This is a genomic window from Streptomyces sp. APSN-46.1 (assembly GCF_022815725.1).
Taxonomy (GTDB): domain Bacteria; phylum Actinomycetota; class Actinomycetes; order Streptomycetales; family Streptomycetaceae; genus Streptomyces.
Genome location: NZ_JALGRF010000010.1, coordinates 1 through 26,937 on the forward strand (window position 1 = coordinate 1; position 26,937 = coordinate 26,937).

The 26,937-nt window shown below is 72.3% G+C and carries 23 protein-coding genes; 14 read left to right on the forward strand and 9 right to left on the reverse strand.

Going from position 1 to position 26,937, the window contains the following annotated elements; all coding sequences use genetic code 11:
- The first annotated feature begins 200 nt into the window (after window positions 1-200).
- Window positions 201-935: a class I SAM-dependent methyltransferase gene (locus tag MTF65_RS23090; protein WP_243630824.1), complete on the forward strand. Its 735-nt coding sequence runs from the start codon at window positions 201-203 to the stop codon at window positions 933-935.
- Here the strand turns inward: MTF65_RS23090 and MTF65_RS23095 are convergent.
- Window positions 916-1,968 (reverse strand): acyl-CoA dehydrogenase family protein, encoded by a 1,053-nt coding sequence (locus MTF65_RS23095; protein ID WP_243630825.1) that lies wholly within the window; start codon window positions 1,966-1,968, stop codon window positions 916-918. The genes MTF65_RS23090 and MTF65_RS23095 overlap by 20 nt on opposite strands.
- Complete coding sequence (locus MTF65_RS23100; RefSeq protein WP_243630826.1) at window positions 1,968-3,131, reverse strand: acyl-CoA dehydrogenase family protein; 1,164 nt, start codon at window positions 3,129-3,131, stop codon at window positions 1,968-1,970. Before MTF65_RS23100 ends, MTF65_RS23095 begins: the two co-directional genes overlap by 1 nt.
- Before the next feature lie 50 nt (window positions 3,132-3,181).
- Here MTF65_RS23100 and MTF65_RS23105 point away from each other — a divergent pair, with 50 nt between their 5' ends.
- From MTF65_RS23105 to MTF65_RS23125, 5 genes are all read left to right on the forward strand, one after another.
- A complete protein-coding gene (locus MTF65_RS23105) occupies window positions 3,182-4,009 on the forward strand; it encodes an SDR family oxidoreductase (protein ID WP_243630827.1) in 828 nt (275 codons plus the stop codon).
- 15 nt (window positions 4,010-4,024) lie between these two features.
- Window positions 4,025-4,639, forward strand: a complete 615-nt coding sequence (locus MTF65_RS23110) for a TetR/AcrR family transcriptional regulator (RefSeq protein WP_243630828.1) — start codon at window positions 4,025-4,027, stop codon at window positions 4,637-4,639.
- 48 nt (window positions 4,640-4,687) lie between these two features.
- A complete protein-coding gene (locus MTF65_RS23115) occupies window positions 4,688-5,845 on the forward strand; it encodes an acetyl-CoA C-acetyltransferase (RefSeq protein ID WP_243630829.1) in 1,158 nt (385 codons plus the stop codon).
- A gap of 239 nt (window positions 5,846-6,084) precedes the next feature.
- Window positions 6,085-6,288: a cold-shock protein gene (locus MTF65_RS23120; protein ID WP_008743912.1), complete on the forward strand. Its 204-nt coding sequence runs from the start codon at window positions 6,085-6,087 to the stop codon at window positions 6,286-6,288.
- A gap of 110 nt (window positions 6,289-6,398) precedes the next feature.
- On the forward strand, window positions 6,399-8,069 hold the full coding sequence (locus MTF65_RS23125) for a DEAD/DEAH box helicase (RefSeq protein ID WP_243630830.1): 1,671 nt from the start codon (window positions 6,399-6,401) through the stop codon (window positions 8,067-8,069).
- A 113-nt stretch (window positions 8,070-8,182) separates the two neighbouring features.
- Here the strand turns inward: MTF65_RS23125 and MTF65_RS23130 are convergent, their stop codons facing one another.
- The 5 genes from MTF65_RS23130 to MTF65_RS23150 are packed head-to-tail and all read right to left on the reverse strand — an operon-like array spanning window position 8,183 to window position 12,687.
- A complete protein-coding gene (locus MTF65_RS23130; protein WP_243630831.1) occupies window positions 8,183-9,115 on the reverse strand; it encodes a tyrosine-protein phosphatase in 933 nt (310 codons plus the stop codon).
- 30 nt (window positions 9,116-9,145) lie between these two features.
- The gene (locus tag MTF65_RS23135; protein ID WP_243630832.1) at window positions 9,146-10,258 is read right to left on the reverse strand and encodes a nitronate monooxygenase family protein; all 1,113 of its coding nucleotides are present in this window, start codon (window positions 10,256-10,258) and stop codon (window positions 9,146-9,148) included.
- Window positions 10,259-10,262: 4 nt separating this feature from the next.
- Entirely contained in the window at window positions 10,263-11,033 is a 771-nt protein-coding gene (locus MTF65_RS23140) for a CoA-transferase subunit beta (RefSeq protein ID WP_243631006.1), read from the reverse strand.
- Between the two features lie 41 nt (window positions 11,034-11,074).
- The gene (locus tag MTF65_RS23145) at window positions 11,075-11,941 is read right to left on the reverse strand and encodes a CoA transferase subunit A (protein ID WP_243630833.1); all 867 of its coding nucleotides are present in this window, start codon (window positions 11,939-11,941) and stop codon (window positions 11,075-11,077) included.
- Complete coding sequence (locus tag MTF65_RS23150; protein WP_243630834.1) at window positions 11,938-12,687, reverse strand: enoyl-CoA hydratase family protein; 750 nt, start codon at window positions 12,685-12,687, stop codon at window positions 11,938-11,940. Before MTF65_RS23150 ends, MTF65_RS23145 begins: the two co-directional genes overlap by 4 nt.
- Before the next feature lie 56 nt (window positions 12,688-12,743).
- Here MTF65_RS23150 and MTF65_RS23155 point away from each other — a divergent pair, with 56 nt between their 5' ends.
- Window positions 12,744-13,514, forward strand: a complete 771-nt coding sequence (locus MTF65_RS23155; protein ID WP_243630835.1) for an SDR family oxidoreductase — start codon at window positions 12,744-12,746, stop codon at window positions 13,512-13,514.
- A 37-nt stretch (window positions 13,515-13,551) separates the two neighbouring features.
- Complete coding sequence (locus tag MTF65_RS23160; RefSeq protein ID WP_243631007.1) at window positions 13,552-14,487, forward strand: SDR family oxidoreductase; 936 nt, start codon at window positions 13,552-13,554, stop codon at window positions 14,485-14,487.
- Between the two features lie 707 nt (window positions 14,488-15,194).
- Here the strand turns inward: MTF65_RS23160 and MTF65_RS23165 are convergent.
- Window positions 15,195-16,091, reverse strand: a complete 897-nt coding sequence (locus tag MTF65_RS23165) for a hypothetical protein (RefSeq protein WP_243630836.1) — start codon at window positions 16,089-16,091, stop codon at window positions 15,195-15,197.
- A gap of 98 nt (window positions 16,092-16,189) precedes the next feature.
- On the opposite strand from MTF65_RS23165, the gene MTF65_RS23170 reads away from it, so the two are divergent.
- From MTF65_RS23170 to MTF65_RS23195, 5 genes are all read left to right on the forward strand, one after another.
- Entirely contained in the window at window positions 16,190-17,008 is an 819-nt protein-coding gene (locus tag MTF65_RS23170; protein WP_243630837.1) for a serine protease, read from the forward strand.
- A gap of 1,298 nt (window positions 17,009-18,306) precedes the next feature.
- Window positions 18,307-18,627, forward strand: a complete 321-nt coding sequence (locus MTF65_RS23180; RefSeq protein ID WP_243630838.1) for a chorismate mutase — start codon at window positions 18,307-18,309, stop codon at window positions 18,625-18,627.
- Window positions 18,628-18,669: 42 nt separating this feature from the next.
- Complete coding sequence (gene pepN, locus MTF65_RS23185; RefSeq protein ID WP_243630839.1) at window positions 18,670-21,282, forward strand: aminopeptidase N; 2,613 nt, start codon at window positions 18,670-18,672, stop codon at window positions 21,280-21,282.
- Window positions 21,283-21,405: 123 nt separating this feature from the next.
- On the forward strand, window positions 21,406-22,803 hold the full coding sequence (locus MTF65_RS23190; RefSeq protein ID WP_243630840.1) for an aminotransferase class V-fold PLP-dependent enzyme: 1,398 nt from the start codon (window positions 21,406-21,408) through the stop codon (window positions 22,801-22,803).
- Window positions 22,800-24,209, forward strand: coding sequence for a lysine N(6)-hydroxylase/L-ornithine N(5)-oxygenase family protein (locus MTF65_RS23195; RefSeq protein ID WP_243630841.1), 1,410 nt, complete (start codon window positions 22,800-22,802; stop codon window positions 24,207-24,209). The genes MTF65_RS23190 and MTF65_RS23195 overlap by 4 nt, the downstream gene beginning before the upstream one ends.
- A 70-nt stretch (window positions 24,210-24,279) precedes the next feature.
- Here MTF65_RS23195 and MTF65_RS23200 read toward each other — a convergent pair whose 3' ends face one another.
- Window positions 24,280-26,079, reverse strand: a complete 1,800-nt coding sequence (locus MTF65_RS23200) for a bifunctional UDP-sugar hydrolase/5'-nucleotidase (protein WP_243630842.1) — start codon at window positions 26,077-26,079, stop codon at window positions 24,280-24,282.
- Window positions 26,080-26,221: 142 nt separating this feature from the next.
- Between MTF65_RS23200 and MTF65_RS23205 the strand changes: the two genes are divergently transcribed.
- Entirely contained in the window at window positions 26,222-26,926 is a 705-nt protein-coding gene (locus tag MTF65_RS23205) for an SIMPL domain-containing protein (protein ID WP_243630843.1), read from the forward strand.
- Window positions 26,927-26,937 lie beyond the last annotated feature (11 nt).

The window sequence follows — 26,937 nt, forward strand, 5'->3', positions numbered from 1 at the left end:
CCCCCCCCCCCCCCCCCCCCCCCCCCCCCCCCCCCCCCCCCCCCCCCCCCCCCCCCCCCCCCCCCCCCCCCCCCCACACCCCCCCCCCCCCCCCCCCCCCCCCCCCCCCCCCCCCCCCCGGCACCGGCCCCCACCCCCACCCCCACCCCCGGCACCCCCCGGCATCGGCCCCACCCCCGGCCAGCCGCCAGAATGGGAGGGTGACCTCGACTCCCCGCGCACGGGCGCGGTCCTTCGATGCCGCCGCCGCGTTGTACGCCGCGCACCGGCCCGGGTATCCCGACTCGCTGTTCGACGCCGTCGAGGAGCTGAGCGGCCGTTCGCTGCGCGGGGCGCGGGTGGCCGACGTAGGCGCCGGGACCGGGATCGCCACCGGGCTCCTGCGCGCCCGCGGCGCGGACGTCGTCGCCGTCGAGCCCGGCGACGGCATGGCCGCCGAGTTCCGCCGCACGCACCCCGGGATCCCCGTCGTGCGCGGGGACGGAGACCGGCTGCCCCTCGCCACCGCCGGGTTCGACCTGCTCACGTACGCCCAGGCCTGGCACTGGACCGACCCCGCCCGCTCCGTCCCCGAGGCCCGCCGCGTCCTGCGCCCCGGCGGCGCGCTCGCCCTCTGGTGGAACGACCTGGACACCGAGGTCCCCTGGGTCGCCGAGCAGGCCGAGCGGATCCGCACCTTCTTCGGGGAGATCGGGCTCACACCGCGCGAATCCCTGGACGAGCTGGACTTCACCACCCGCACCATCCCCTGGTCCCGCCGGATCTCCCTCGACCACCACCTCGCCAACCTCGCCAGCCACTCCGCCTTCCTCCTCCTCGGCGAACCGCGCACGACCGAGTTCCTCCGGGGCGAGCGGGCCCGGCTGGCCGCGCTCTTCCCCGACGCGGTGGTGGAGGAGCCCTACGTCGTCACCCTCAGCGTGGCCGTCCTCTGAGGCGGGAGGGAGCGCGGGAAGGAGCGTGGGAGGCCGCACGGAGCACCGCCGACCGGCACGCGGCCGGCGTGCCCCACGCGTCCCGCAGCGGCCGCGCCTTCCGCAGCCACAGGGAGAGGTCCAGCTCCTCCGTGTAACCGACCGCGCCGTGGAACTGGAGCGCGGTCATCGCCGCCGCGTACGCCGCCTCGCCCGCCGTGAGCTTGGCGGCCGCCACGTCACCCGGATCCAGGGACAGCGCCGCCGCCCAGAGCAGCGGGCGGGCGAACTCCAGCGCCAGGAGCGTGTCCGCCAGCCGGTGCTTCACGGCCTGGAAGGACCCGATCGGCGCGCCGAACTGCGTCCGCCGCTTCGCGTACTCCACCGTCCGCGCCAGGAGCGCTTCCCCGACGCCCAGACACTGGGCAGCCGTCAGGAGACGCGCCCAGCAGCAGGCCGCCTCCGCCGCCGCGGTCACGGCGGGCCCCGCCGCCAGCACGTCACCACCCCCCACCCCGGCCGCCACCGACAACCGCCGCGCCGGATCGGTGGAAGCCCGTACGCCCCCACCCCCACCCCCCAGCCGCAGCTCACCCGCCTCCGACACGACGAAGCAGTACGCGGCCGCATCCGCGTCCAGGACGTACGGCCCCCCGCCCGGCAGCGCCAGCGTGGCCATCGCCTCGCCCGCCACCAGCCCGGGGAGGAAGCGTTTCGCCACCCCCTCGTCGCCCACTCCCTCGTCCCCCAGCCGCCCGAGCAGTACGGAGGCCGCCACCGTCTCCACCACCGGCCCCGGCACTCCCGCCCGCCCCAGCTCCACGAAGGCGACCGCCAGTTCCACCGGCAGCGGCTCCGGCCCCACACCCCCGTACGCCTCGTGCGCCCCCAGCGCGAACAGCCCCGCGTCCGCCAGCCGCCCCCACACCGCCCGCCCCGGCGCGTGGTCCCCGCGCGACCAGGCCCGTACCGCCGCCGGTACGTCCGACGAGCCCAGCAGTCCGCGCAGCGCACGGGCGAAGTCCGACTGCTCGTCGGTCAGCAGGAATCGCATCAGCGGCGCCCCTTCGGCAGGCCGAGCAGCCGCTCGGAGATGATGTCGCGCTGGATCTCGTTCGTGCCCGCGTAGATCGGCCCGGCCAGCGAGAAGATCCAGGGCTCGGCCCACTCGCCGTCCGCCAGCTCCGCGTCCGGGCCCAGCAGGTCCAGCGCCGTCTCGTGCAGCGCGATGTCGTACTGCGACCAGAACACCTTGTTCAGGCTGGACTCGGCGCCGATGGCCTCACCCGCCGCGAACCGCGAAGCGCATCCCCAGGTGAACAGCTCGTACGCGCGCGCCCCCACCGCCGCGTCCGCGACCCGGTCCCGCAGCGCGGTGTCGGCCGGATCCCCGGCCGAGCGCCAGAGCGACACCAGCCGGTCCGCCGCCGCCAGGAACCGCCCCGGCGAGCGGAGCGTCAGCCCCCGCTCATTGCCCGTCGTGGACATCGCGATCCGCCAGCCCTGCCCCGGCTCCCCGATGACGTCCTCGTCCGGTACGAACACCTCGTCCAGGAACAGCTCCGCGAAGGCCGGCTTGCCGTCCAGCCGCCCGATGGGCCGCACCGTCACCCCCGGCGCCCGCAGGTCGAACATCAGGTACGTCAGCCCCTGGTGCGGTCTCAGCCCCTGGTGCGGTCTCAAGGCCGCCGGGTCCGTGCGGAAGATCCCGAAGGCCCGGTCCGCGAAGGCCGCCCGCGAGGACCAGGTCTTCTGCCCGGACAGCAGCCAGCCGCCCTCCGTACGCACCGCCCGGGACCTCAGCGAGGCCAGGTCGGAGCCCGACTCCGGCTCCGACCAGGCCTGCGCCCAGATCACCTCGCCGCTCGCCATCGACGGCAGCACCCGCGCCCGCTGCTCCGGCGTCGCGTGGTCGAACAGGGTCGGGGCCAGCAGGCTGATGCCGTTCTGGGAGACCCGGCCGGGCGCGCCCGCCGCCCAGTACTCCTCCTCGAAGACCAGCCACCGCTCGATGTCCGCGCCCCGGCCCCCGTACTCCTCGGGCCAGGACACCACCGACCAGCGGTCCGCGTGCAGCAGCGCCTCCCACTCCCGGTGCGCCGCGAATCCCTCCTCGGTCTCCAGCGAGGGGAGGGGGCGGGAGGGTACGCGGTCGGCCAGCCAGGCCCGGGCCTCGGCCCGGAACGCCTCCACCTCCGCGTCATGGGTCAGGTCCATCAGGCAGCACGTCCTTCCCTAACAAGTGTTTGGTAGGTTAACGTACGGCCATGAGTAGCGTCGAGGAGTTCCGCACCCGGATACGGAGGGGCACGCACGCACCCGCGTACGTGCCCGGGCACGGGCTGCTGAAGGACCGGGCCGCCGTCATCACCGCCGCCGCCGGCGCCGGGATCGGCGGGGCCACCGCCCGCCGCTTCCTGGAGGAGGGCGCGCGCATCCTCATCAGTGACGCCCACGCCCGCAGGCTGAAGGAGACCGAGGACGCTCTCGCCGCCGAATTCGGGGCCGACCGCGTCACCTCCCAGCCCTGCGACGTCACCGACGAGGAGCAGGTCCAGGCCCTCTTCGCGCGCGCCGAGCAGCTCCACGGCGCCCTGGACATCGTGGTCAACAACGCCGGACTCGGCGGCACCGCCACCCTCGTCGACATGACCGACGAACAGTGGGGCCGGGTCCTCGACGTCACCCTGAACGGCACCTTCCGCTGCACCCGCGCCGCACTGCGCTCGTTCAAGGCGGCCGGCACCGGGCGCGGCGTCATCGTCAACAACGCCTCCGTCATCGGCTGGCGCGCCCAGGCCGGCCAGGCCCACTACGCCGCCGCCAAGGCCGGGGTGATGGCGCTGACCCGCTGCGCCGCGCTGGAGGCCGCCGCGTTCGGCGTACGGATCAACGCGGTCGCCCCGAGCCTGGCCATGCACCCGCACCTGGCGAAGGTCACCAGCGAGGAGCTGCTGGCCGAGCTGACGGCCCGCGAGGCGTTCGGCCGCTACGCCGAGCCGTGGGAGGTCGCCAACGTCATCGTGTTCCTGGCCGGCCCGTACGCGTCGTACATGACGGGCGAGACCGTTTCGGTCAGCAGCCAGCGCGCGTAGGCCGAGAATGGGCGCGTGCCAACGAACAAGAAGAAACAGCAGGTGACCGCCTCACCCGAGCGGCGCCGCGAACTCCTCGACACGGCCGCCGAGGTCTTCGCCGCGCAGGGCTACAACGCCACCACCGTCCGCAAGATCGCCGACGCCGCCGGCATGCTCGCCGGCAGCCTCTACTACCACTTCGATTCCAAGGAATCGATGCTCGACGAGATCCTCTCGGCCTTCCTGAACGAACTGTGGGAGGGCTACGACAGCGTCCTCGCCGCCGGTCTCGGCCCCAGGGAGACCATCGAGGCCCTCGTCACCGAGTCGTTCCGGGAGATCGACCGGCACCGCGCCGCCGTCGCGATCTACCAGAAGGAATCCCGGCACCTGTCCGCGCAGCCCCGCTTCCACTACCTGTCCGACTCGCAGCAGAAGTTCGAGAAGGCCTGGCTGGGGACGCTGGAGCGCGGAGTCGCCGCCAAGGTCTTCCGGGCCGACCTGGACATCCGCCTCACCTACCGCTTCGTACGCGACACGGTGTGGGTCGCGGCGTCCTGGTACCGGCCGGGCGGACAGCACAGCCCCGAGGAGATCGCCCGCCAGTACCTGTCGATGGTGCTCGACGGGATCGCCGTACGCAGCTGACCCGACTGACCGGGACCCGACCGGTCAGAACCGATCAGAGGAGTCCCCATGTCCGAGGCCTACATCATCGACGCGGTACGCACCCCCGTGGGGCGGCGCAAGGGGGGCCTGGCCGCCGTCCACCCCGCCGACCTGGGCGCCCATGTCCTGAAGGCCCTGGTCGCGCGCTCCGGTGTGGACCCGGCCGCGGTGGAGGACGTGGTCTTCGGCTGCCTGGACACGGTGGGACCGCAGGCGGGCGACATCGCACGGACGGCGTGGCTGGCGGCGGGTCTGCCGGAGGAGGTGCCGGGGGTCACCATCGACCGCCAGTGCGGTTCCTCGCAGCAGGCGGTGCACTTCGCCGCGCAGGGCGTGCTGTCGGGGACCCAGGACCTGGTGGTCGCGGGCGGCACGCAGAACATGTCAATGGTCCCCATCGCGTTCGCCTCCCGGCAGGCGGCGGAGCCGCTGGGCCTCACCGAAGGCCCCTACGCCGGATCCGAGGGCTGGCGGGCCCGGTACGGGGACGCGCCGGTCAACCAGTTCCACGGCGCGCAGCTGATCGCGCGCAAGTGGGGGATCTCGCGGCGGGACATGGAGGAGTTCGCGCTGAGGTCGCACCAGCGCGCCGTCCGGGCCATCGACGAGGGCCGTTTCGACCGCGAGATCGTCGCGTACGGGGACGTGGCGGTGGACGAGGGGCCGCGCCGGGACACGACCCTGGAGAAGATGGCGGCTCTGCGGCCGGTGCTGGAGGACGGCACGATCACGGCGGCGGTGTCCTCGCAGGTCTCGGACGGGGCCGCCGCGATGCTGATCGCGTCCGGGCGCGCGGTCGAGGAACACGGCCTGACACCGAGGGCGCGGATCCACCACCTGTCCGTGCGGGGCGAGGACCCGATCCGGATGCTGTCCGCGCCGATCCCGGCGACGGCGTACGCGCTGAAGAAGACGGGCATGTCGCTGGACGCCATCGACCTCGTCGAGATCAACGAGGCGTTCGCCCCCGTGGTCCTGGCCTGGCTGAAGGAGACGGGCGCGGACCCGGAGCGCGTCAACGTCAACGGCGGCGCCATCGCGCTCGGCCACCCCCTGGGCGCGACCGGCGTCAAACTGATGACCACGCTCCTGCACGAGCTGGAACGCACGGGCGGGCGGTACGGCCTCCAGACCATGTGCGAGGGCGGCGGCCAGGCCAACGTGACGATCATCGAGCGGCTGTAGTCGGCGGGTGGCAGGGGGGCCCGCCGGCCGGGCCCCGCCGGGCGGGTCTGCCGGGAAGGGGACGGAGGTCACATATACGGGTCGGCACGCCGGACCGGGGTGTGCTAGCTTTGGACACGTTGCAGTTGTGGTACCCATGAACTTTATGTGCGCCTGACGGGATTGCTCCGACAGGCGCTTCATTTGTTTTTACCGGAATCTCCGGATGGGGCCCTTGCCGCCTATTCAGGAGATTCAAAATGGCACTTGGCACCGTGAAGTGGTTCAACTCGGAAAAGGGCTTCGGCTTCATCGAGCAGGACGGTGGCGGTCCGGACGTGTTCGCCCACTACTCGAACATCGCCACCCAGGGCTTCCGTGAGCTCACCGAGGGTCAGCGCGTCTCCTTCGACGTGACCCAGGGCCAGAAGGGCCCCCAGGCGGAGAACATCCTCCCCGCCTAATTTTTTCAGCATGCCGGGGTCCGCACCGCGAGGTGCGGGCCCCGGCTTGTCTGCTGTTTCGACTGTTTCGACCTTTGTTTTACCTGCCGGTTTCAGGAGGGCTTTCTCGCATGACCAGCTCCAACTCCGCACGACCCAGCCGCCGCCCCACCCGGGGTCGAGGTGCGGCCCAGGGGCGTCCGAAGTCTGGCGCGGGACGGCAGAAGTCCGCTCCCGTTGCCAGGCCCCAGGAATTCACCATGCCCGAACCGCTGACCCCGGCGCTGCCGCCGGTCGCCGCGTTCGAGGACATGGGCATGCCCGAGGCGCTGCTGAAGACCCTCGCAGCCCAGGGCGTCACCGAGCCGTTCCCGATCCAGGCCGCCACGCTGCCGAACTCGCTCGCCGGCCGCGACCTGCTCGGCCGCGGCCGCACCGGCTCCGGCAAGACCCTGGCCTTCGGCCTGGCCCTGCTGGCCCGCACCGCCGGGCGCCGCGCACAGCCGAAGTCGCCGCTCGCGCTGGTCCTCGTACCGACCCGTGAGCTCGCCCAGCAGGTCACCGACGCGCTGGCCCCCTACGCCACCGCCGTCAACCTGCGCATCGCCACCGTCGTCGGCGGCATGTCGATCAACCGGCAGTCGGGCGCCCTGCGCCGCGGCGCCGAGGTGCTCGTCGCCACCCCCGGCCGTCTCAAGGACCTCATCGACCGCGGTGACGCCGACCTCTCCCAGGTCTCCATCACGGTCCTCGACGAGGCCGACCAGATGACCGACATGGGCTTCATGCCACAGGTCACCGCCCTGCTCAAGCAGGTCCAGCCCGAGGGCCAGACCATGCTGTTCTCGGCGACCCTCGACAAGAACATCGACAGGCTCGTCAAGATGTTCCTGCACGACCCGGTCGGCCACTCCGTCGACCCGTCGGCCGGCGCGGTCACCACCATGGAGCACCACGTCCTGTACGTCATGGACGAGACCGACAAGAAGGCCGTGGCGACGCGTATAGCCGCTCGCGACGGCCGGGTGATCATGTTCGTCGGCACCAAGCGCGGGGTCGACCGCATGGTCAAGAAGCTCCTCGCGGACGGCGTCCGCGCCTCCGGCCTGCACGGCGGGCGCTCCCAGCCGCAGCGCAACCGGACCCTGGACTGGTTCAAGACGGGCGAGGTCACCGCGCTGATCGCCACCAACGTGGCCGCGCGCGGCATCCACATCGACGACCTGGACCTCGTCGTCAACGTGGACCCGCCCAGCGACCACAAGGACTACCTGCACCGCGGCGGCCGTACCGCCCGCGCCGGTGAGTCCGGCAGCGTGGTCACCCTGGTCCTCCCCGAGCAGCGGCGGGACATGACCCGTCTGATGTCGGACGCCGGGATCTCCCCGCGCACCGCGCAGATCAAGTCCTCCGACGAGGAGCTGTCCCGCCTGACCGGCGCCAAGGAGCCCTCGGGCGTCCCCGTGGTGCTGGAGGTTCCGCAGCCGACGCAGCCGAAGGCGCGCTCCGGCTCGGGTTCCGGCCGCTCCGGCTCCGGTTCCGGCGGTGCGCGCCGTCGCTCCGGCGGCGGCCAGGGCGGCGGCCAGGGTGGCGGCCAGGGATCCTCCGCCACCTCGGCCGGTACGGGCGAGGGCCGCTCGCGCCGGGCCCGCTCCGTCGGTTCCGCCGGCGGCCAGGGCGGCCAGTCCGGCGCCCGCGGTCAGGGTGGCGGCCAGGGCGGTGCCCGCTCCGGCGGCGCCCCTGCGGCGGCTCGCCGCCGCTCCGGTGGCGGTCGTCCCGCGGCGGGGCGCACCAGCTCCTGACGCCGACCCTTCGGCCGTGACATTTGAAAACATGCCGGTACGCCGGGCAGCGCCACGCGCGCTGCCCGGCGTACCGCTGTCCGGGCCCGTCGCGCAGCCGCCCGTTCCGTTCCTTACCCGACCAGCTTGGCCTGGAGGTTCGCCAGGGTCCGCAGGTCCAGGCCGAGACCGTCCGTCAGATAGCCGTAGAAGCCGCCGAAGTCGGCCTCCATCCGGGCGGTCGCGGCGTCCAGGTAGTCCTGGCGGACTTCCTGGAGCGGAATCAGCAGGTCCGGGTTCTGCATCCGCCCCGACTGCTTCAGGCCCGCGCGCACCTGCGCGTCGTACGTGGCGCGGAAGGTGTTGGACGCCAGGTAGTCGCGCTCGGCCGTGTCCTCGGGGACGGCCAGGGCGCGCAGCAGCACGTAACTCAGCCAGCCCGTCCGGTCCTTGCCCGACGTGCAGTGGTACAGCAGCGGGCCCTGGCCGCCGGCCGCGATCTCCCGCAGGGTCGCCGCGAACTGCGCCCGGTTCTCGGGGCTCGTGACGAACGTGCGGTAGATGTCGCGCATGTAGGCCTCGGCGCGGCCGCCGCCCAGCATCTGCTCCTGTTTGACCGGGTCGCCGCTGGAGATCGCGCCGACCAGGGTCCCGTACAGGCCGAGGTCGCTGACGGGGCGTGAGGTGACGGAGAGCCCGGCGGGCAGCCGGTCGGCGCCGTCGTACTGGAGCTCCATCGGGATGCGGAAGTCGACGACCTTCGTGAGGCCGAGACCGGCGACGGTGGTGACGTCGGCGGCGGTCAGCTTGCTCAGTGCGTCGGAGCGGTAGACCAGCCCCTGGCGGACCCGGCCGCCGGTCCAGGTGCGGTATCCGCCCAGGTCGCGGACGTTGACCGCACCCTGGAGGGGAATCTGGCGAATCGTTTCTGCCCACAGCTGCCGGTGCTGGCCGGCGGCTGCTCCGGGCGCGGCGGCCTGTGTCGCGTACGCGGAGGCGGGCAGGGTCCCGAGGGCGAGAGCGGAGGCGAGCACCGCGGTCGCCAGTCGGATTCGGGCACGGCTCATCTGGGCGACTCCTGTGGCGGAGAAGGGGGATCACCCTGGTGGTGGCAGGGCGCCGAGCGGGTGCGGGGGTGCGGGTGGTGCGGCGGGTGCGGGGGGGTTGAGGCCGTGCAGTCGGTCCAGCACGGTGTGTGCCTCGGCCATGACGCGCGCGACGAGTTCCGCACAGGACGGAAGATCCTCGATCACGCCCGCGACCTGGCCTGATGCCATGACACCGAGGTCCGTACGGCCCTCGACCATGGACGCCTTGAGGAGCATCGGGGTGTTCGCGGCGAGCAGGACCTGGCTCCAGGACAGGTCCCTGCCGTGTTTCATCGCGAGGCCGTCCCGCACCATCCGGGACCAGGACAGGCCGGACAGCTCCCGGAAGCCGGCCGCGTGCCGGACGGCCCGGACCAGCGCCCCGGCGCGACCCGCCCGCTCCAGGGAATCGACCAGCTCGCTGCGGAGCATCCGGTGCGGAAGCCCGTCGACCGCCGTCGTGACGGTGACGTCCTTGACGCCCGCCTTCAGGTACGCGGCCTTGACCGCGTCCGGGACCGTGGAATCGGAGGTCAGCAGGAAGCGGGTGCCCATGGCGATGCCCGCCGCCCCGTACGAGAGCGCCGCGACCAGGCCCCGGCCGTCGCTGAAGCCACCCGCCGCGATCACTGGAATGTCCACGGCGTCGACCACCTGCGGCAGCAGTACGGTCGTGGCCACCTCCCCGGTGTGCCCGCCGCCCTCGCCGCCCTGCACGATCACCGCGTCCGCGCCCCAGGCCGCGACCTTCTCGGCGTGCCGGCGGGCCCCGACCGAGGGGATGACGACCACGCCCGCGTCCTTGAGCCGCGCGATCAGCTCCTTCGAGGGCGCGAGCGCGAACGAGGCCACCCGTACGCCCTCGTCGACGATCAGCCGGGCACGCTCGGCCGCGTCCCCGGCGTCCGCGCGCAGATTCACCCCGAACGGGGCGTCCGTACGGGACCTGACCTCCCGGACCGCCGCCCGCAACTGGTCCAGGGTCATCGTCGCCGACGCCAGGATGCCCAGGGCGCCCGCGTTGGCCGCGGCCGACACCAGGCGGGGCCCCGCGACCCAGCCCATGCCCGTCTGCACGATCGGGTACCGCACCCCGACCAGCTCGGTGAGTGCCGTCTCCATGGCGTCAGACCCGCACTTCCCGCTCGCGCAGCCCCTCGGGGTCGATGACCTCGCGGATCAGCCGCAGCTCCAGCGCCGTCGGCTCCCGCGTGTACGGAACGGCCCCGCCGTCGGTGGGGCCGACGGCCAGGGCGAACCCGGTGGCCGCCCGGACCTGCTCGACGGTGACACCCGGGTGGAGGGAGACGAGGCGCATCGAGTGGTGCGGGCCGGTGAAGTCGAAGACGCCGAGATCGCTGACCACCCGGGGGAGCCGGTGGAACCGGGTCACCCCCGCCGCCTCGGCACGGTCGTAGCCGACACCGCTGACCATGTCGACGCGCTCGACGAAGACCCGGGTGGAATGCCTCGGGATCCAGTAACTCACCGGATTGTTGAGGGTGTTGACGGGCGCCCCGCGCACCCCGAGGAGCTGGCGGGCCGGCCGCTCCCAGTCGCCGATACAGGAGATGTTCTGGTTGCCGAACCGGTCGATCTGGCTCGCGCCCATCATCACGTGCCGCTTGCCGCCGGTGACCATGGTGAGGTGGCGCCGGTAGGGGAGCCAGCCCTCGGGCGTGCCGTCGAGACCTACCAGCATGGCCTCGCCGTCGGTGAGGAGGAGCTCGGGGGAGAAGGTCCGCTTCGCGAGCCGGGCCCCGAACGAGGGGATCAGGCCCATCGGGCTGGCGAGCACCTCGCCGTTGCCGCGCCAGGCCTCGGCGCAGGCGACCACACAGTATTCGGCGCGGGTCACGGCGTCGGCCGAATCGGCCGCTGTCTCTGTGCCGCTCAGCCCTGTGCCGCTCAGCCCTGTGCTGCTCAACTCTGTGCTGCTCAACTCTGCTCCTCGTGCCAGGCCCGGACGGCGGACTGGTAGTCGTGCTCGCTCGCACCGGAGAGGAACCGGGCGGCGAACTCCGGCCAGGGGGTGGTCGCGTACAGCTTCTGGAAGGCCTCGTCGCGGTCGTGGTCGGGCACGCAGGAGGTGAAGTGCGCGCCGTTCGGGGTCTCCACCACCCCGGTGACCGAGTGCCGGCTGACCAGCAGGGACTGCGGGGGGCCCGCCTTGGAGAGCTCCGCGGTCTCGACGAGCCGCTCGCACGAGACGTAGGCGGCGTCGGCGGCCTCGCAGAAGAGGTCGTCGAAGTACGGGTCCGGGCCCAGGTACTGGGCGTTGCCGAGGCGGTCGGCGCGGTTGAGGTGGACGAGCGCGGCATCCATCCGCAGCGCGGGGACGGCGACCAGCTCCTCGCCGTCGGCGTACGGGGAGGTGACGGTGCGCAGCTCCGGGTTGACCCGCATGACGTCGGATCCCAGGCCCGCGCGGACGGGGAGGAAGGGGAGCCGGTTCGCGGCGGCGTGCAGGCCCCACATGAACATCGCCTCGTCGAGTTCGGTGAGGGTGAAGGCGCCGCTCTCGCGGGCGGCCCGGAAATGCGGCTCCAGCGGGATCGAGTCGAGGGTGGCGAAGGGGGCGACCAGCCTGCGGATCCGGCCGGCCGCGGCCAGCACGCCGACGTCGGGGCCGCCGTACGAGATCACGGTCAGATCGGTGATCTCGGAGCGGAGCAGTGCTCTCACCAGCGCCATCGGCTTGCGCCGGGATCCCCAGCCGCCGATGCCGACGGTCATCCCGCTGCGCAGCCGCCCGACCACGTCCTCGGGGGACATCACCTTGTCCGGGCCGTCGCCGCCGCTCATGCCGATTCCGCCTTTCCGAAGGTGTCGCGGACCCGGTCGGCCACCCCGCTGAGGTTGGCCTCGAAGGTGAAGCCCTGCTCGAAGCGGTAGCTGCGGCGTACGTCCACGGGGTCGATGCCGTTGATGGCGGCCTTGGCCAGCCGGATCAGGTAGCCGTCCTTCCGCGCGATCTCGGCGGCGAGTCCGAGGGCGGCGGCGCGCAGCTCCTCGCGCGGGACCACCCTCCAGACCGAGCCGTGGAGGTGCAGTTCGGCGGCGGTGGCGGTGCGCGAGGTGTAGTAGAGGGCGCGCATCAGGTGCTGGGGCACGAGCCGGGCCAGGTGCGTGGCGGCGCCGAGCGCGCCCCGGTCGAGCTCGGGAAGTCCGAAGGTGGCGTCGTCGGAGGCGACGATCGCGTCAGCGTTGCCGGCCAGGCCGATGCCGCCGCCCAGGCAGAATCCGTGCACGGCCGCGACGACCGGGACCTCGCACTCGTAGACCGCCGCGAACGCCTCGTAGCAGCCGCGGTTGGCGCCGATGAGGGAGGCGTGGCCGGTGTCGCGCTGCATCTCCTTGATGTCGACACCGGCGTTGAAGCCCCGGCCCTCGGCGGCGAGGACGACACACCGGGTCTCGGGGTCGCGGCCGGCGGCGCGCAGGGCGTCCGCCAGGTCGTACCAGCCGCGCACGGGGAGCGCGTTGACGGGTGGGAAGTCGACCGTGACAAGTGCGATGCCCTTGCCGGGGCTTGAGGTGGAGACACCCATGAGCGGATCAGCTACCTTTCCACCAAACATTTGTTAGGTGAGGAAGGTAGCAGCCGATGGAGCTCAACGGGAGGGTCGTCGTCGTCACCGGCGGAACCCGGGGCGTCGGCGCCGGGATCGCGCGGTCGTTCCTCGCGGCGGGGGCGCAGGTGGTCGTCTGCGCGCGGCGGCCACCGGAGGAACCGGTGGCGGCGGCGGGCCGCGAGGCCTCTTTCGCGGCGCTGGACCTGCGCGAAGGAGGCCTCGCGACCCAGGACTTCTTCGCCGCGGTCGCGGGGCGGTACGGGCGGCTCGACTGCCTGGTGAACAACGCGGGCGGGACCCCGTACCGGCTGCTGGGGGAGGGCGAGGCGCAACGGCACGCGCGGGTCGTCGAGCTGAACCTGCTGGCCCCGATGGCGGCCTCGCTGGCGGCGTACCCGTGGCTGCGGCGAAGCCGGGGCTCGGTCGTGATGATCGGCAGCGTCAGCGGAACCCGGCCCTCCCCGGGCACGGCGGCGTACGGGGCGGCGAAGGCGGGACTGGAGAACCTGGCCCGGTCGATGGCCGTGGAGTGGGCCCCGGAGGTACGCGTCAACTCGCTGGTCCTGGGCATGGTCCGGACCGAGCTGGCGCACCTGCACTACGGGGACGAGGCGGGTGTCGCGGCGGTGGGCGCGACCGTACCGCTGGGGCGGCTGGCGGAGCCCTCGGACGTGGGGGCGGCGGCGGTGTTCCTGGCCTGCGACGACCGGGCCGGGTACGTGAGCGGGGCGAGCCTGCTCGTGCACGGGGGCGGGGAACGCCCGGCGTTCCTGGACGCGGCGACTGCGAACAAGGAGAAGTGAGATGGCTGAGACGGCTGAGATGGGTGAGATGGCTGAGATGGGTGGTCCGGGTGGTTCGGGTGGTCTGGCCGCGGGGCGTGTCGTCGTGGTGACGGGCGCGGGGCGGGGGCTGGGGCGGGCGCACGCCCTGGCCTTCGCGGCGGAAGGGGCCCGGGTCGTGGTCAACGACCTGGGGGTGGGACTGGACGGGCTGCCGGGGGAGGACAGCCCGGCGCTGCGGGTCGTCGCGGAGATCCGGGACCTGGGCGGGGAGGCGGTGGCGCACGGCGGGGACATCGCGACGCCGGAAGGCGCGGCCTCGCTGGTCGACCGGGCCCTTTCCGCGTTCGGGCGGCTGGACACGCTGGTCAACAACGCCGGGTTCCTGCGGGACCGGATGCTGGTGAACCTGGAGGAGGCCGACTGGGACGCGGTGATGCGGGTGCACCTGAAGGGGCACTTCCTGCCGCTGAAGTACGCGGCGGCGCACTGGCGGGCGGAGGCGAAGGCGGGCCGGGGGGTGGCGGCGCGGGTGGTGAACACCTCGTCGGGGGCCGGGCTGTTGGGATCGGTGGGCCAGGGCAACTACAGCGCGGCCAAGGCGGGGATCCTGGGCCTGACGCTGGTCGCGGCGGCGGAGATGGGGCGGTACGGGGTGCAGGTCAACGCGATCGCCCCGGCGGCGCGGACGCGGATGACGGAGCGGGCGTTCGCGGACGCCATGGCGGCGCCGGCGCGGGGCGCGTTCGACGCGATGGCGCCGGAGAACGTGTCGCCCCTGGTGGTCTGGCTGGGCTCCGACGCGTCGGCGGGGGTCACGGGGCGGGTCTTCGAGACGGAGGGCGGGCGGATCACCGTGATGGAGGGCTGGCGGCCGGGCCCTTCGGCGGACCGCGGCGCCCGCTGGACCCCCACCGAGGCGGGCGAAACCGCCGCGAAACTCCTCTCCCGCTCCCCATCCCCGCACCCGGTTTACGGCTCGGGCACCCCTTAGGTCCGGCCTGGGCCGGGCCTGGGCCTGGCCTGGGCCTGGCCTGCAGTTCCGAGTTCCTTTGGCTCCGACGCCCGTTTGGCTCTGACCCCGTTCGACCGCTGGGCCGGTGATGGGCTGATGTACAGACATGACCTGCGAGAAGAGGCCGTCAGCGCCTCGGGTGAGTCGTCGGCTGTCGGCTTGAGAGTGGTACCAAAACGGCTTGGAGCCGTGGCGCCTACGGAAGTGCTTACAGACACCCGCCCGCTCGGCCCGCTCGGGCCGGCCCGCCTGCCCCGCATACTCGGGCTTCGCCTACTGCGCGGGGCGGGCATATTCAGCCTCGCCGGCGTTTGAGGCGCGGGGTCTGGGGCGGAGCCCCAGGAAACCCGGCTCCGCCGGGCACCGGGCTCCGCCCGGACCCTCCCCCAGACTCTGTCCGGGGGGACCCCCACTCAAAGGCCGGCGAGGCTGGATTTGGCGGCGGGGCCGAGGGCGAGCCGGTCGCGGAGTAGGACCACCGCAGACGCGGGACGCGGAACAAGACGCGGGCCCGGCCCCCTGGCGAGGGGTCGGGCCCGCATCCGGCACTCGTGCGATGAGGTATCTCTACCCACTGCGCTCACTCCCTGAACCCCAGCCACCCCATCGGGTTTGCCCCCGGCTGCGGGGGCTGTGGAGGCTGAGCAGGTGGGTGAACAGGCGGGCGGCCGGCCGGGGGAGGGCGCTCAGGTGTCGCAGTCGAGAACGGTGTGACACAGCGCGCAGCGGGCCCTGATCCGCCCCCGCACCGGAAGCCGCAGCCGCTGCGCGCACACCGGGCAGGGGAAGTCCACCCGCAGCCCGTCGGCGTCGGTGGCATGCCGTTCGAAGCGGTACGAGGACCCGGGCGCGGCGGCTCCGGCCCGCCGGGCGGCCGCGTAGCGGCGCCGTTCCGCCCAGCCCGCGGCCGCCAGCGGAGCCCGGCGGTGGTCCCGGTCGGCCCGGGCGCGGCCGCGCACGTACGCCTCGTACGCCTGGGGGCTGGTGAACCAGGTGGAGAGGTCCTCGCCGAGCAGGCTGCCGCGTTTGGCGAGGACGTAGCCGAACTCCTCCGGGGTGAGGTAGCCGAGCCTCTGGTGCGTCAGCGCGTCCTCGCGGTAGGCGTCGAGGAGCAGCCAGCCGGTCCCGAGGAGGGCGGCGGCGGTGTCGGTGAGGATCTCGTTCTCCGCGGTGGTGGGGAAACCCAGGTCCAGGCGGTGCAGTAGGACATGGGTGATCTCGTGGGCGAGGGCGGCCGCCAGATCGCGGCGGTGGGTGCGGAAGCGGTCGTTGACCTCGATGAAGTACTCGGGGCCGGCGGCCAGTTCGACGGTCGCCGCCTGCTCCATCTTCCGGTAGCTGATCACCATCCGCGCGTCGGGCAGCCCGAGCGCGCGCACCATCGCGGAGGCGACGCGCTGGGCTCCCAAGTGGAGGTCGTCGTCGGGACCGAAGGCCGCGTCGGCGGGGGCGAAGCTGGTGTCGTAGGACCGGATCCCGTCGCAGGAGAGCCGGCGGAACAGGGCCGTGATCGCCCTGTGGACCGTGTCCAGATGCGGAAATCCGTGCTCGATCGGGCCGCCCGGCCCACGGTTCTCCGTCATGCCGTCCCCCTCGCCGCACGTCCTGCCGGAAGTTGGCCGAAAACTCCTTCTTGATGCCGGGCATACCGCCGATGTGTCATGGACTTGTCATTCACCCAATGACGCGCACGGCCCAACCCCCCACGAAAGGCAGTGTGTTGACTGTGTCTTCCCTTGCCCGGATCCTCAAGCGGACCCTCGCCGTCGGTGCGGTCGCCCTCGCGGCGGTCAGCCTCCAGCCCGCCAACGCCGGCGCCTCCCCGACGCCCGTCGTCGGCGGAACCCGCGCCGCCCAGGGCGAATTCCCCTTCATGGTCCGGCTCTCCATGGGCTGCGGCGGCGCCCTCTACACCCAGCAGATCGTCCTCACCGCCGCCCACTGCGTGAGCGGTTCCGGCAACAACACCTCCATCACCGCCACCGCCGGAGTCGTCGACCTCAAGAGCTCCAGCGCCATCAAGGTCAAGTCCACCAAGGTCCTCCAGGCCCCCGGCTACAACGGCACGGGCAAGGACTGGGCACTCATCAAGCTCGCCCAGCCCATCAACCTGCCCACCCTCAAGATCGCCGACACCAAGGCCTACGACAACGGCACCTTCACCGTCGCCGGCTGGGGCGCCACCCGCGAGGGCGGCGCCCAGCAGCGCTACCTGATGAAGGCCACCGTCCCCTTCGTCTCCGACGCCAGCTGCCAGGAGTCGTACGGCAGCTCCCTCGTCCCGAGCGAGGAGATCTGCGCCGGCTACGCCCAGGGCGGGGTGGACACCTGTCAGGGCGACTCCGGTGGCCCCATGTTCCGCCGGGACAACGTGGGCGCCTGGATCCAGGTCGGCATCGTGAGCTGGGGCGAGGGCTGCGCCCGGCCGGACTTCCCCGGCGTCTACACCGAGGTCTCCACCTTCGCCTCGCAGATCAAGAGCGCGGCCGCGACCCTGTGAGCTGAGCCCGAGCCCGTGGGCTCCTGAAGACCCCTCGTCCTTCCGGCCGAGCGCGAACCGGCCGGAAGGACGAGGCCCCGTGCCGCCTGCGCACGTAAGGCCGGCCGGCGCCGCATCGCGGGGCTGGGACAGCGCCGTCCCGGCCCCGGCCCCGGCCCCGCGGACCCCTCCCGGCGGTCGGCCGCGCGCACCGGTCCCCCCGACGCCGAAACTCGACGGCCTCGAAGTCGCCCGGCGGCTCTCCGACCGGGACGAGCCACGCGTCGTCATCGTCACCACCTTCGACCTCGACGAGTACCTCCACACGGCGCTCCACAACGAAGCGTCCGGCTTCCTCCTGAAAGACGCGAGCCCGGCCATGCCGGTTGAGGCGGTCCGCGCGTCCGGTCGGCTGCCGCCGGTTTACGGGCCGTGCGGGGGATTCGCGGCGCGGCGTCCGAGCCCGCGCCCCCGGGGAACGCGGGCGCGGACCCCGCGAGGGCGCGCTTGGCCGACTGCGTTCGACCGCTGGGCCGGTGATGGGCTGATGTACAGACATGACCTGCGAGAAGAGGCCGTCTGTGCCTCGGGTGAGTCGTCGGCTGTCGGCTGTCGGCTAGCTCGCGAGTGGTACCAAAACCGCTTGCCGTCCCCGCCGGGTGCGGCCCGGCCCGGCCCGGCCCGCCGGGTGTGATTCGGCCCGGCAGGCCCGATGTGGTCAGGCTGGGCGCGGTCTGGTCGGATGCGGTTGGACGGGGTGCGGCCCCGCCGGATGCGGCCTGGCCCTGCCGACCGGGTGTGGTCCAGCCCGGCAGGCCCGATACGGTCCGGCTGGGTGTCTGTAAGCACTTCCGTCGGGACCACGGTTCCAGGTGTTTTGGTACCACCCTCGAACCGGCAGCCGACGACTCACCCGAGGCGCTGACGGCCTCTTCTCGCAGGTCACGCTTGTGCATCAGCCCATCACCGGCCCGGCGGTCGAACAGGCACCGGAGCCAAAAGAACTCGGAACTCTGGTACCTGCGAACGTTGCTGCAAACAGTCAGGCCCGGCAGGCCCGATGCGTCCGGCAGGCCCGATGCTTCCGGCCCGGCCCGCCGGGCGCGGGCCGGGCAGGCGCGGGCCCGGCGGGGAGGCCTGCGTGCGGCCGACCGGTCGGCGCGGCGGCTTCCTCACCGCGGGCCCCGCCCCCCGAGGGCGGCCGGCTCGGTATCGCTGCCCCGCCCCTGGAAACGCCCGCGGAATCCCGTACCGCCCGGCCGTCTCAAGGGACGACTGCCCGGGGAACCGAACACTCCGGCCACGTATTCTCGGGAACCATGAACAGCAGCGACACCGACGACACCGACGAGAACGTCACCGCCGAACTGGCCCGCCTGCGGGACAGCATCGACAACATCGACGCGGCGGTGGTCCACATGCTCGCCGAGCGCTTCAAGTGCACCCAGCAGGTCGGCCACCTCAAGGCCAAACACCAGCTGCCGCCGGCCGACCCCACCCGCGAGGCCAGCCAGATCGCCCGCCTGCGCCAGCTCGCCGAAAACGCCAAACTCGACCCGGCCTTCGCCGAGAAACTCCTCAACTTCATCATCGCCGAGGTCATCCGCCACCACGAGACGATCGCCGCAGGCGAAGAGTAGGCCCCTGGGGCCCGGCAGCGCTTTTGCGGCAGCATGGGCCCCATGTCCGCACTGACGCGCAACGAAGCGCAGCTCCGATCCCAGGTCCTCGACGTCCACCACTACGCCGTCGCCCTCGACCTCACCACCGGCGGCGACGACACGTTCGACTCCACCGTCGTCATCCGGTTCAGCGCACGCGCCGCCGCAGACACCTTCGTGGAGCTGAAACCGGACGAACTGCGCGCCGCCGAACTCGACGGCCGCCCCCTCGACCCCGCCTCCCTCGACGGCAACCGCCTCCCCCTCACCGGGCTGAGCGAAGGCCCGCACGAGCTGCGCGTGGACGCCCGGATGCGCTACTCCCGCACCGGCGAGGGCCTGCACCGCTTCACCGACCCCGTGGACGGGGAGACGTACGTCTACTCCCAGATGTTCATGGACGACATCCAGCGTGTCTTCGCGGCCTTCGACCAGCCCGACCTCAAGGCCGTCTTCGAGTTCACCGTCACCGCCCCCGCGCACTGGACCGTCCTCGCCAACGGCATCACCACCCGCACCGGCGACCGCGAAGCCGGCAGCGGCGGTGACCGTGACGGCACGGGCAGCGCAAGCAGCGCAAGCGGCGGCGGCACGGGCAGCGCAGGCGGCGACGCCACCGGCAGCGCCGGAATCTGGCAGTCCGCCCCGACGCCCGTCATCTCCACCTACCTCGCCGCCATCGCCGCCGGCCCCTGGCACAGCATCCGCACCGAACACGCCGGACTGCCCTTCGCCATCCACTGCCGGCAGTCCCTCGCCCCCTACCTGGACGCCGACGCCGCGGAAATCCTCTCCATCACCACCGACTGCTACGACCGCTACCACGAGAAGTTCAACGAGCCCTACCCCTTCGACTCCTACGACCAGGCCTTCGTCCCCGAATTCAACGCCGGCGCCATGGAGAACCCGGGCCTGGTCACCTTCCGCGACGAGTTCGTCTTCCGCTCCGCCGTCACCGACACCGAACGACAGCGCCGCGCCATGGTCATCGCCCACGAAATGGCCCACATGTGGTTCGGCGACCTCGTCACCCTGCGCTGGTGGGACGACATCTGGCTCAACGAGTCCTTCGCCGAGTACATGGGCTACCAGACCCTCACCGAAGCCACCCGCTTCACCGGCACCTGGACCGAATTCGGCATGCAGCGCAAACCCTGGGGCTACGACGCCGACCAGCGGCCCTCCACCCACCCCGTCGCCCCCGACGCCGTCCCCGACACCGCCTCCGCCCTCCTCAACTTCGACGGCATCTCCTACGCCAAGGGCGCCTCCGCCCTGCGCCAGCTCGTCGCCTGGCTCGGCGAGAAGGACTTCCTCGCCGGCATCAACACCCACTTCACCCGCCACAAGTTCGCCAACGCCTCCCTCGCCGACTTCGTGGACTCCCTCGCCGCCCACACCGACCGCGACGTCCACGCCTGGGCCGACATCTGGCTGCGCACCACCGGCGCCGACACCCTCACCCCGCGCATCGAGGAGAGCCCCGGCGGCTGGACCCTCACCGTCGACCACCACGGCAGCCGCCCCCACCACATCGCCGCCGGCTCCTACGACCGCAAGCCCGACGGCACCCTCGAAGCCCGCGACACCCTCACCCTCGACCTCCCCACCGACGAGGTCATCTCCGTCAGCGGCCCGCGCCCCGCCCTCCTCCTCCTCAACGACGGCGACCTCACCTACGCCAAGGTCCGCCTCGACGAGACCTCCGTGGACACCGCCCTGCACGCCCTCTCCCGCATCCCCGACCCTTCCCCTAGCTCTCCGAGCTGTGGAGGCCCCTTGACCCGCGCCGTCGTCTGGACCTCCCTGCGCGACATGGTCCGCGACGGCGAACTCGACCCCGCCACCTACCTCGCCACCGCCGAGGCCCACCTCCCCGACGAAGCCGACCTCGCCATCGTCCAAGGAGTCCTCGCCTTCGCCCGCGAGCACATCGCCCTGCGCTACGTCGCCCCCGCACAGCGCACCGAAGCCCTCGCCACCCTCACCGCCATCGCCCGTGCCCTGCTGCGCCGCACCGAGGACGGCTCCGATCCCGGCATGCGGCTCGCCGCCGTACGCGTCCTCGCCGACAGCGCCACCCAGCCCGACACCCTCCTCGGCTGGCTCGCCGACGGCACCGTCGCCGGCGGCCCCGAACTCGACCCCGAGCTGCGCTGGCGCATCCTCGCCCGGCTCGCCGTCCTCGGCGCCGTCGAAGAAACCGACATCGAGGCCGCCCTCGCCGCCGACCCCAGCGCCACCGGCGAAGAAGGCGCCGCCCGCTGCCGCGCCGCCCTCCCCACCGCCGAGGCCAAGGCCGCCGCCTGGCAGCGCATGTTCCACGACGACACCGTGTCCAACTACCTCTTCAAGGCCGTCGCCCAAGGCTTCTGGCAGCCCGAACAGGCAGAACTCGTACGGGACTACGTACCCCGCTACTACCCCGACGCCGTCGCCCTCGGCGCCCGCCGGGGCCCCGCCATCGGCGAAGCCGCCGGACACTGGGCCTTCCCCGCCCACGCCGTCGACGAGGGCAACCTCGAAGCCGGCCGCACCTGCCTGGAGAACCCCGACATCCTCCCCATCCTGCGCCGCAAACTCGTCGACCAGCTCGACGACCTCGCCCGCGCCCTGCGCGTCCGAACCGGCTGAAAGACACCCAACCCACGAGCGGCAAAACCACCGGACAAACCCCGGCGGTTACCCCATTCGGGTCGGATCGTTGTGCTGGGCGGGGACCACGTCGCCCCCGCCCAGCCTCCGTGAGGACCCCGCATGACAGCGCTCCCCGGCACACCCACCCCGCCGCCCCCGCTCGCCGGCGGCCCCGGAGGCGCCGACGCCCTGCGGCCCCTGCTCGACACCGTCCTCGACGCCCTGCGCACCGGCACCGCCGCACGCGGCGGCCCCCTCCCCGCCGGCGGCCCCCACACCGTCACCGCCCGCGTCCACACCGCACTCGGCGACGTACTGCCCGACCGGGGAACCGGCGACCACGAAGCCCTGCGCACCCTCGTCCACACCCTGGCCGCCGGAGCGGCCGACCCCGCCGACCCGCTGTGCGCGGCCCACCTGCACTGCCCGCCGCTCGCCGTGGCCGTCGCCGCCGACCTCGCCGCCAGCGCCCTCAACCCGTCCCTCGACTCCTGGGACCAGGCCCCCGCCGCCTCCGCGATCGAGGCCCTCGTCACCCGCACCCTCGCCACCGAGCTCTACGCCACCCCGCACGCCGACGCACTCGTCACCACCGGCGGCACGGAAGCCAACCAGCTCGCGCTCCTCCTCGCCCGCGAACGCCACGGCCCCGGCCTCACCGTCCTCCACGGCGCCAACGCCCACCACTCCATCCCCCGCGCCGCCTGGCTCCTCGGCCTGGCCCCCGCCGTCGCCATCCCCACTCCCGCCGGCACCCTCGACCCGGCCCGCCTCACCGAAACCCTCGACCGCACCCCCGGCCCCGTCCTCGTCACCGCCACCGCCGGAACCACCGACGCCGGACTCATCGACCCCCTCGAAACCATCGCCGGCCTCTGCCACCACCACGGCGCCGAACTCCACATCGACGCCGCATACGGCGGCCTCCTCGCCCTCAGCCCCCGCCACCGACACAAACTCGCGGGCCTCACCCGAGCCCACTCCCTCACCGTCGACCTGCACAAACTCGGCTGGCAACCCGTCGCCGCCGGCCTCCTCGCCGTCCCCGACACCGCCCTGCTCGCCCCCCTCGCCCACCAGGCCGACTACCTCAACGCCCCCGACGACACCGAAGCCGGCCTCCCCGACCTCCTCGGCCGCTCCCTGCGCACCACCCGCCGCCCCGACGCCCTCAAGATCGCCGCAACCCTGCGCTCCCTCGGCCGCGACGGCCTCATCCGCCTCATCGACCGCACCTGCGACCTCGCCCACCAGCTCGCCCGGCTCCTCGAAGCACACCCCCGCTTCGAACTCCACGCACCACCCACCATCAGCACCGTGCTCTTCCGGCCCACCCCCGCCGACGACACCAGGCTCGCCACCCTGCGCCGCACCCTCCTCCTCGACGGCACCGCCGTGCTCGGCCGGGCCACCGCCCACGGCCGTCTGTGGCTCAAAGCCACCCTGCTCAACCCCCACACCACGGCTGGGGACCTGGACACCCTCGTCACTCTCCTGGAAGGCAGCACCCACCGATGACCGCCCACCTCGATGCACCCCACGACCTCGTCGGAATCGGCATCGGCCCCTTCAACCTCTCCCTCGCCGCCCTCGCCCACGGCCTGCCCCAGCAGGGAGCCGCAGAACTCGCCACCGCCTTCTACGACCAGCGCCGCGACTTCCGCTGGCACCCCGGACTCCTCATCGAAGGAACGACCCTCCAAGTCCCCTTCCTCGCCGACCTCGTCACCCTCGCCGACCCCACCAGCCCTTGGAGCTTCCTCAACTACCTCAAGCACAAGGAACGGCTCTTCCCCTTCTACTTCGCCGAGCAGTTCCACATCCAGCGCGCCGAGTACGACGCCTACTGCCGCTGGGTCGCCGGCCGCCTCCCCGGACTCCACTTCGGCCACCAGGTCGACGCCGTCCGCTGGAACCCCGAACGCGACCTCTTCGAAGTCGACTTCACCCAACTCGACCCCGACGGCGAAGCCGAAGCCCTCGGCCGCACCCACACCCGCAACCTCGCCCTCGGCATCGGCACCGCCCCCTACGTCCCCGAACCCCTGCGCCCCCTCGTCGACGCCCCCACCGTCCCGGTCATCCACTCCGCCGACTACCTCGACAACCGCCAACGCGTCCTCGAAGCCGAACACGTCACCGTCATCGGCTCCGGCCAGTCCGGAGCCGAAGTCTTCCTCGACCTGCTCCGCTCCCGCCCCGCCGGCCGCGAACGCCTCACCTGGCTCGCCCGCACCCCCTCATTCGCCCCCATGGAGTACTCCAAGCTCGGCCTCGAACACTTCACCCCCGACTACACCCGCTACTTCCACCAACTCCCCGAACCCGTCCGCGACCGCCTCGTCCCCGCCCAATGGCAACTCCACAAAGGCATCGACGCGGACACCATCGCCGCCATCCACCAGGAGCTCTACCGCCGCACCCTCGGCGGCGGCTGGCCCGACGCCGTCCTCACCCCGGGCGTCAGCGTCCGCACCGCCGGCCGCGTCGCTACCACCAAGGTCGAACTCCACCTCGAACACGTGGAACAGGGCACCCGCTCCCGGCTCACCACCGACGCCGTGATCCTCGCCACCGGCTACCGCGAACGCCCCCTCGACAGCCTCCTCGCCGGCCTCGACCCCTACCTGCGCAAGGACTCCTCAGACCGCCCCCGCATCGACGCCGACTACCGGATGATCCTCGACCCCAGCGTCACCGGCAGCATCTTCGTCCAGAACGGCGAACGCCACACCCACGGCGTCGGAGCCCCCGACCTCGGCCTCGCCGCCTCGCGCAGCGCCGCCATCCTCAACACCCTCACAGGCAAAGAGCCCTACCCCCGGCCCACCCGCACCGCCTTCACCACCTTCGGCCTCGCACCACGCGAACACACCCGCCCCCGGCCCGCCGGCGAACTCCTCCCCCTGGTCGAACACCCCTGACCCCCCGCCGGACACACCGCGCCGCCGGGGCCGCCACAGCGGACCCCGGCCACGCCGCACCGGGTGACGACTAGAACACCGGCACACCCGCCCGCGTCAGACGCCAGTCCACCGAAGCGAACCCCGCCGGATCCACCGTCCCCTTCGCCTTCACCCACTGGATGATCGTGTTACGGATTTCATCCGAATTCGCCCACAACTGCCTGGCCTGCGGAACATGCGGGAAGTTCCCGCCACCCGAGGCCCGGTAGTTGTTCACCGCGAGCACGAACTGCCCCACCGGATCCACCGGCTTCCCCTGGAACGACAACCCCGTGATCCGCGAACCCACCGGCTGCGCGATGTCGATGTCGTACGCCAGCCCGTACACGGCGTCGTAGTTGTAGTCGGGGATGCCCTCCGCGTTCGTCAGCTTCGCCGGATCCACCGCGTCTCCGGGTGCCGTCCTCACGAAGTACCGCGCCGAATACTCCAGGTAATCCTTCAGCTGCGCACCCGTCAGCAGCCGCGCCTCCATCGTGTTCTCGAACGGATACAGGCCCGCCGCGTCCCTGATCGTCACCTGCCCGGCCGGGATCGACGCCGTCCGCGAGAAGCACGAGGCCTGCGACAGCACCGGCAGCGCCGCCCACTCCGTACCGGCGAGTGCCGTCTTCACCGTCTCCGCCTGGACATGGTTGATCAGGTCGATGATCGCCACGTCCTTGACCGGGCCCTCCGCCGACGACATCGCCCGCGTCGAGGTGCCTATCACCTGGTTCACGTACGCCACGACCTTGCGGTGCTCGTCCGACAGCAGCCCGGTGATCTTCGGGTCCTCCGCCGCCGTGTTCGAATTCAGCACCCGCGCCGACACCTTCGCCACCGACCAGCAGCCCTTCGACCGGGTCAGCTCAAAGTCGAACAGCGTCAGCCGCTGCCCCCACTTCAGCGGCTCCGACAGCACCACGTCCTTGCCCGTCGCCTTGTTCTTCACCCGGTACTCCGGGATCTCCGTGTGCGCGTGACCCACCAGGATCGCGTCGATCCCCGGCACCTGCTCCGCCACCAGAGCCGCCGCGTTCTCGATGTACGGCAGCTGATCCCCGTAACTCGACGTCCCGCTCGAACCCGAGTGCGCCGACACGATCACCACATCCGCGCCCAGCGAACGCAGCCGCGGCACATACTTCGCCGCCTGCTCCTCCAGACCAGGAAACGTCATCTTGCCCTGCACATTGGCCTTGTCCCAGAGCGCGATCCCCGGGTTCGTCAGCCCCAGCACAGCCACCTTCACATCCGGCCCGTGCGGCGTCCGCAGCCGGTGCACGCTGTACGGCGGGAACGCCGGCCGCAACGTCCTCGCATCCAGGGCATTCGCCCCCAGCAGCGGAAAGTCGCACTGCTCCTCGAACTTGCGCAGCACCGGAATGCCGTAATTGAACTCGTGGTTCCCCAGCGCCGCCGCGTCGTACCCGATCGCGTTCATCGCCTGCGCCATCGGGTGCACCGGACCCCGCCGCGCCGTGATCGGATCGACCTTCGCGTAGTAGTACGACAGCTGCGTGCCCTGAATGGTGTCACCCGCGTCGATCAGCAGCGTGTTGCGCCGCCCCTTCTCCGCGCGCACCTCGTTCACCAAGGTGGAGATCTTCGCCAGACCGACGTCATTGTGCGCCTTGTCGTCGAACTCCTTGTCCGTGAAGTAGTCCCAGTTGAAGACGTTCCCGTGCAGATCGGTCGTCCCCATCACCGTGAACGAGTACGTCCGCGGCGCCGGTCCCCCCGACTCGCCCTGTGCGGCTGCCGGGCTGCTCGCGGCCCCCGTCAACGCGACGGCCGCACCTGTAGCGGCCGTGGTCCCGAGAAAAGTCCTGCGGTCGAACGCCATGCCATCTCCCCTTCTGAGGCGTGAACAACGCGCGTAGATTCACGCGCGTAGATTCTGGCCCACCGGTAACAAGGAGCAACACCCCCACCAGGTTTCGATCCGATGACCACACCCGTACGAGCGACAGTGCGACAGTGAAGCCATGACTCAGGACGCATCGCACCAGCCCTACGGAACCCCCGAAGTCCCCCGTGTAGCCGTCCGCGGCGAAGCCCGCATCGAGGTCGACCCCGAGATCGCCCGCATCGGCATCACCGTCAGCGCCCGCGGCACCGACCGCCGCACCGCCCTCGAAGACCTCACCCGCCGCAACGCCACCGTCCTCGACCTCATCAAGAGCTACGGCGACCCCGTCGAGAAGCTCGAAACCGGCGCCTTCTCCATCACCCCCGAACTCACCCGTCACGGACGCGGCGAACGCGTCCGCGCCTACCACGGCCGCGTACACCTCACCGCCGAACTCAACGACTTCACCACCCTCGGTGAACTCACCACCCGCCTCGCCGACCTCGAACTCACCCAGGTCGACGGCCCCTGGTGGGCCCTGCGGCCCACCTCACCCGCCCACGGCCAGGCCCGCCGCCAAGCCGTCCTCGAAGCCGTCCAACGCGCCCGCGAATACGCCGAAGCCCTCGGCGCCCGCCTCGCCGCCCTCGTCGAACTGGCCGACCTCGGCGCCGAGAACGCCATCGCCCTCACCGCGACCGCCCCCGGCGGCATGATGCGCTCCATGGCCTACGGCACCGCCGAGGAAGCCGGCGCCCCGCCACTCGATCTCGAACCCCAGCGGCAGACCGTGTTCGCCCAGGTGAACGCGCGATTCACGATGACCCCGCCGCAACTCTGAAAACCACAAGA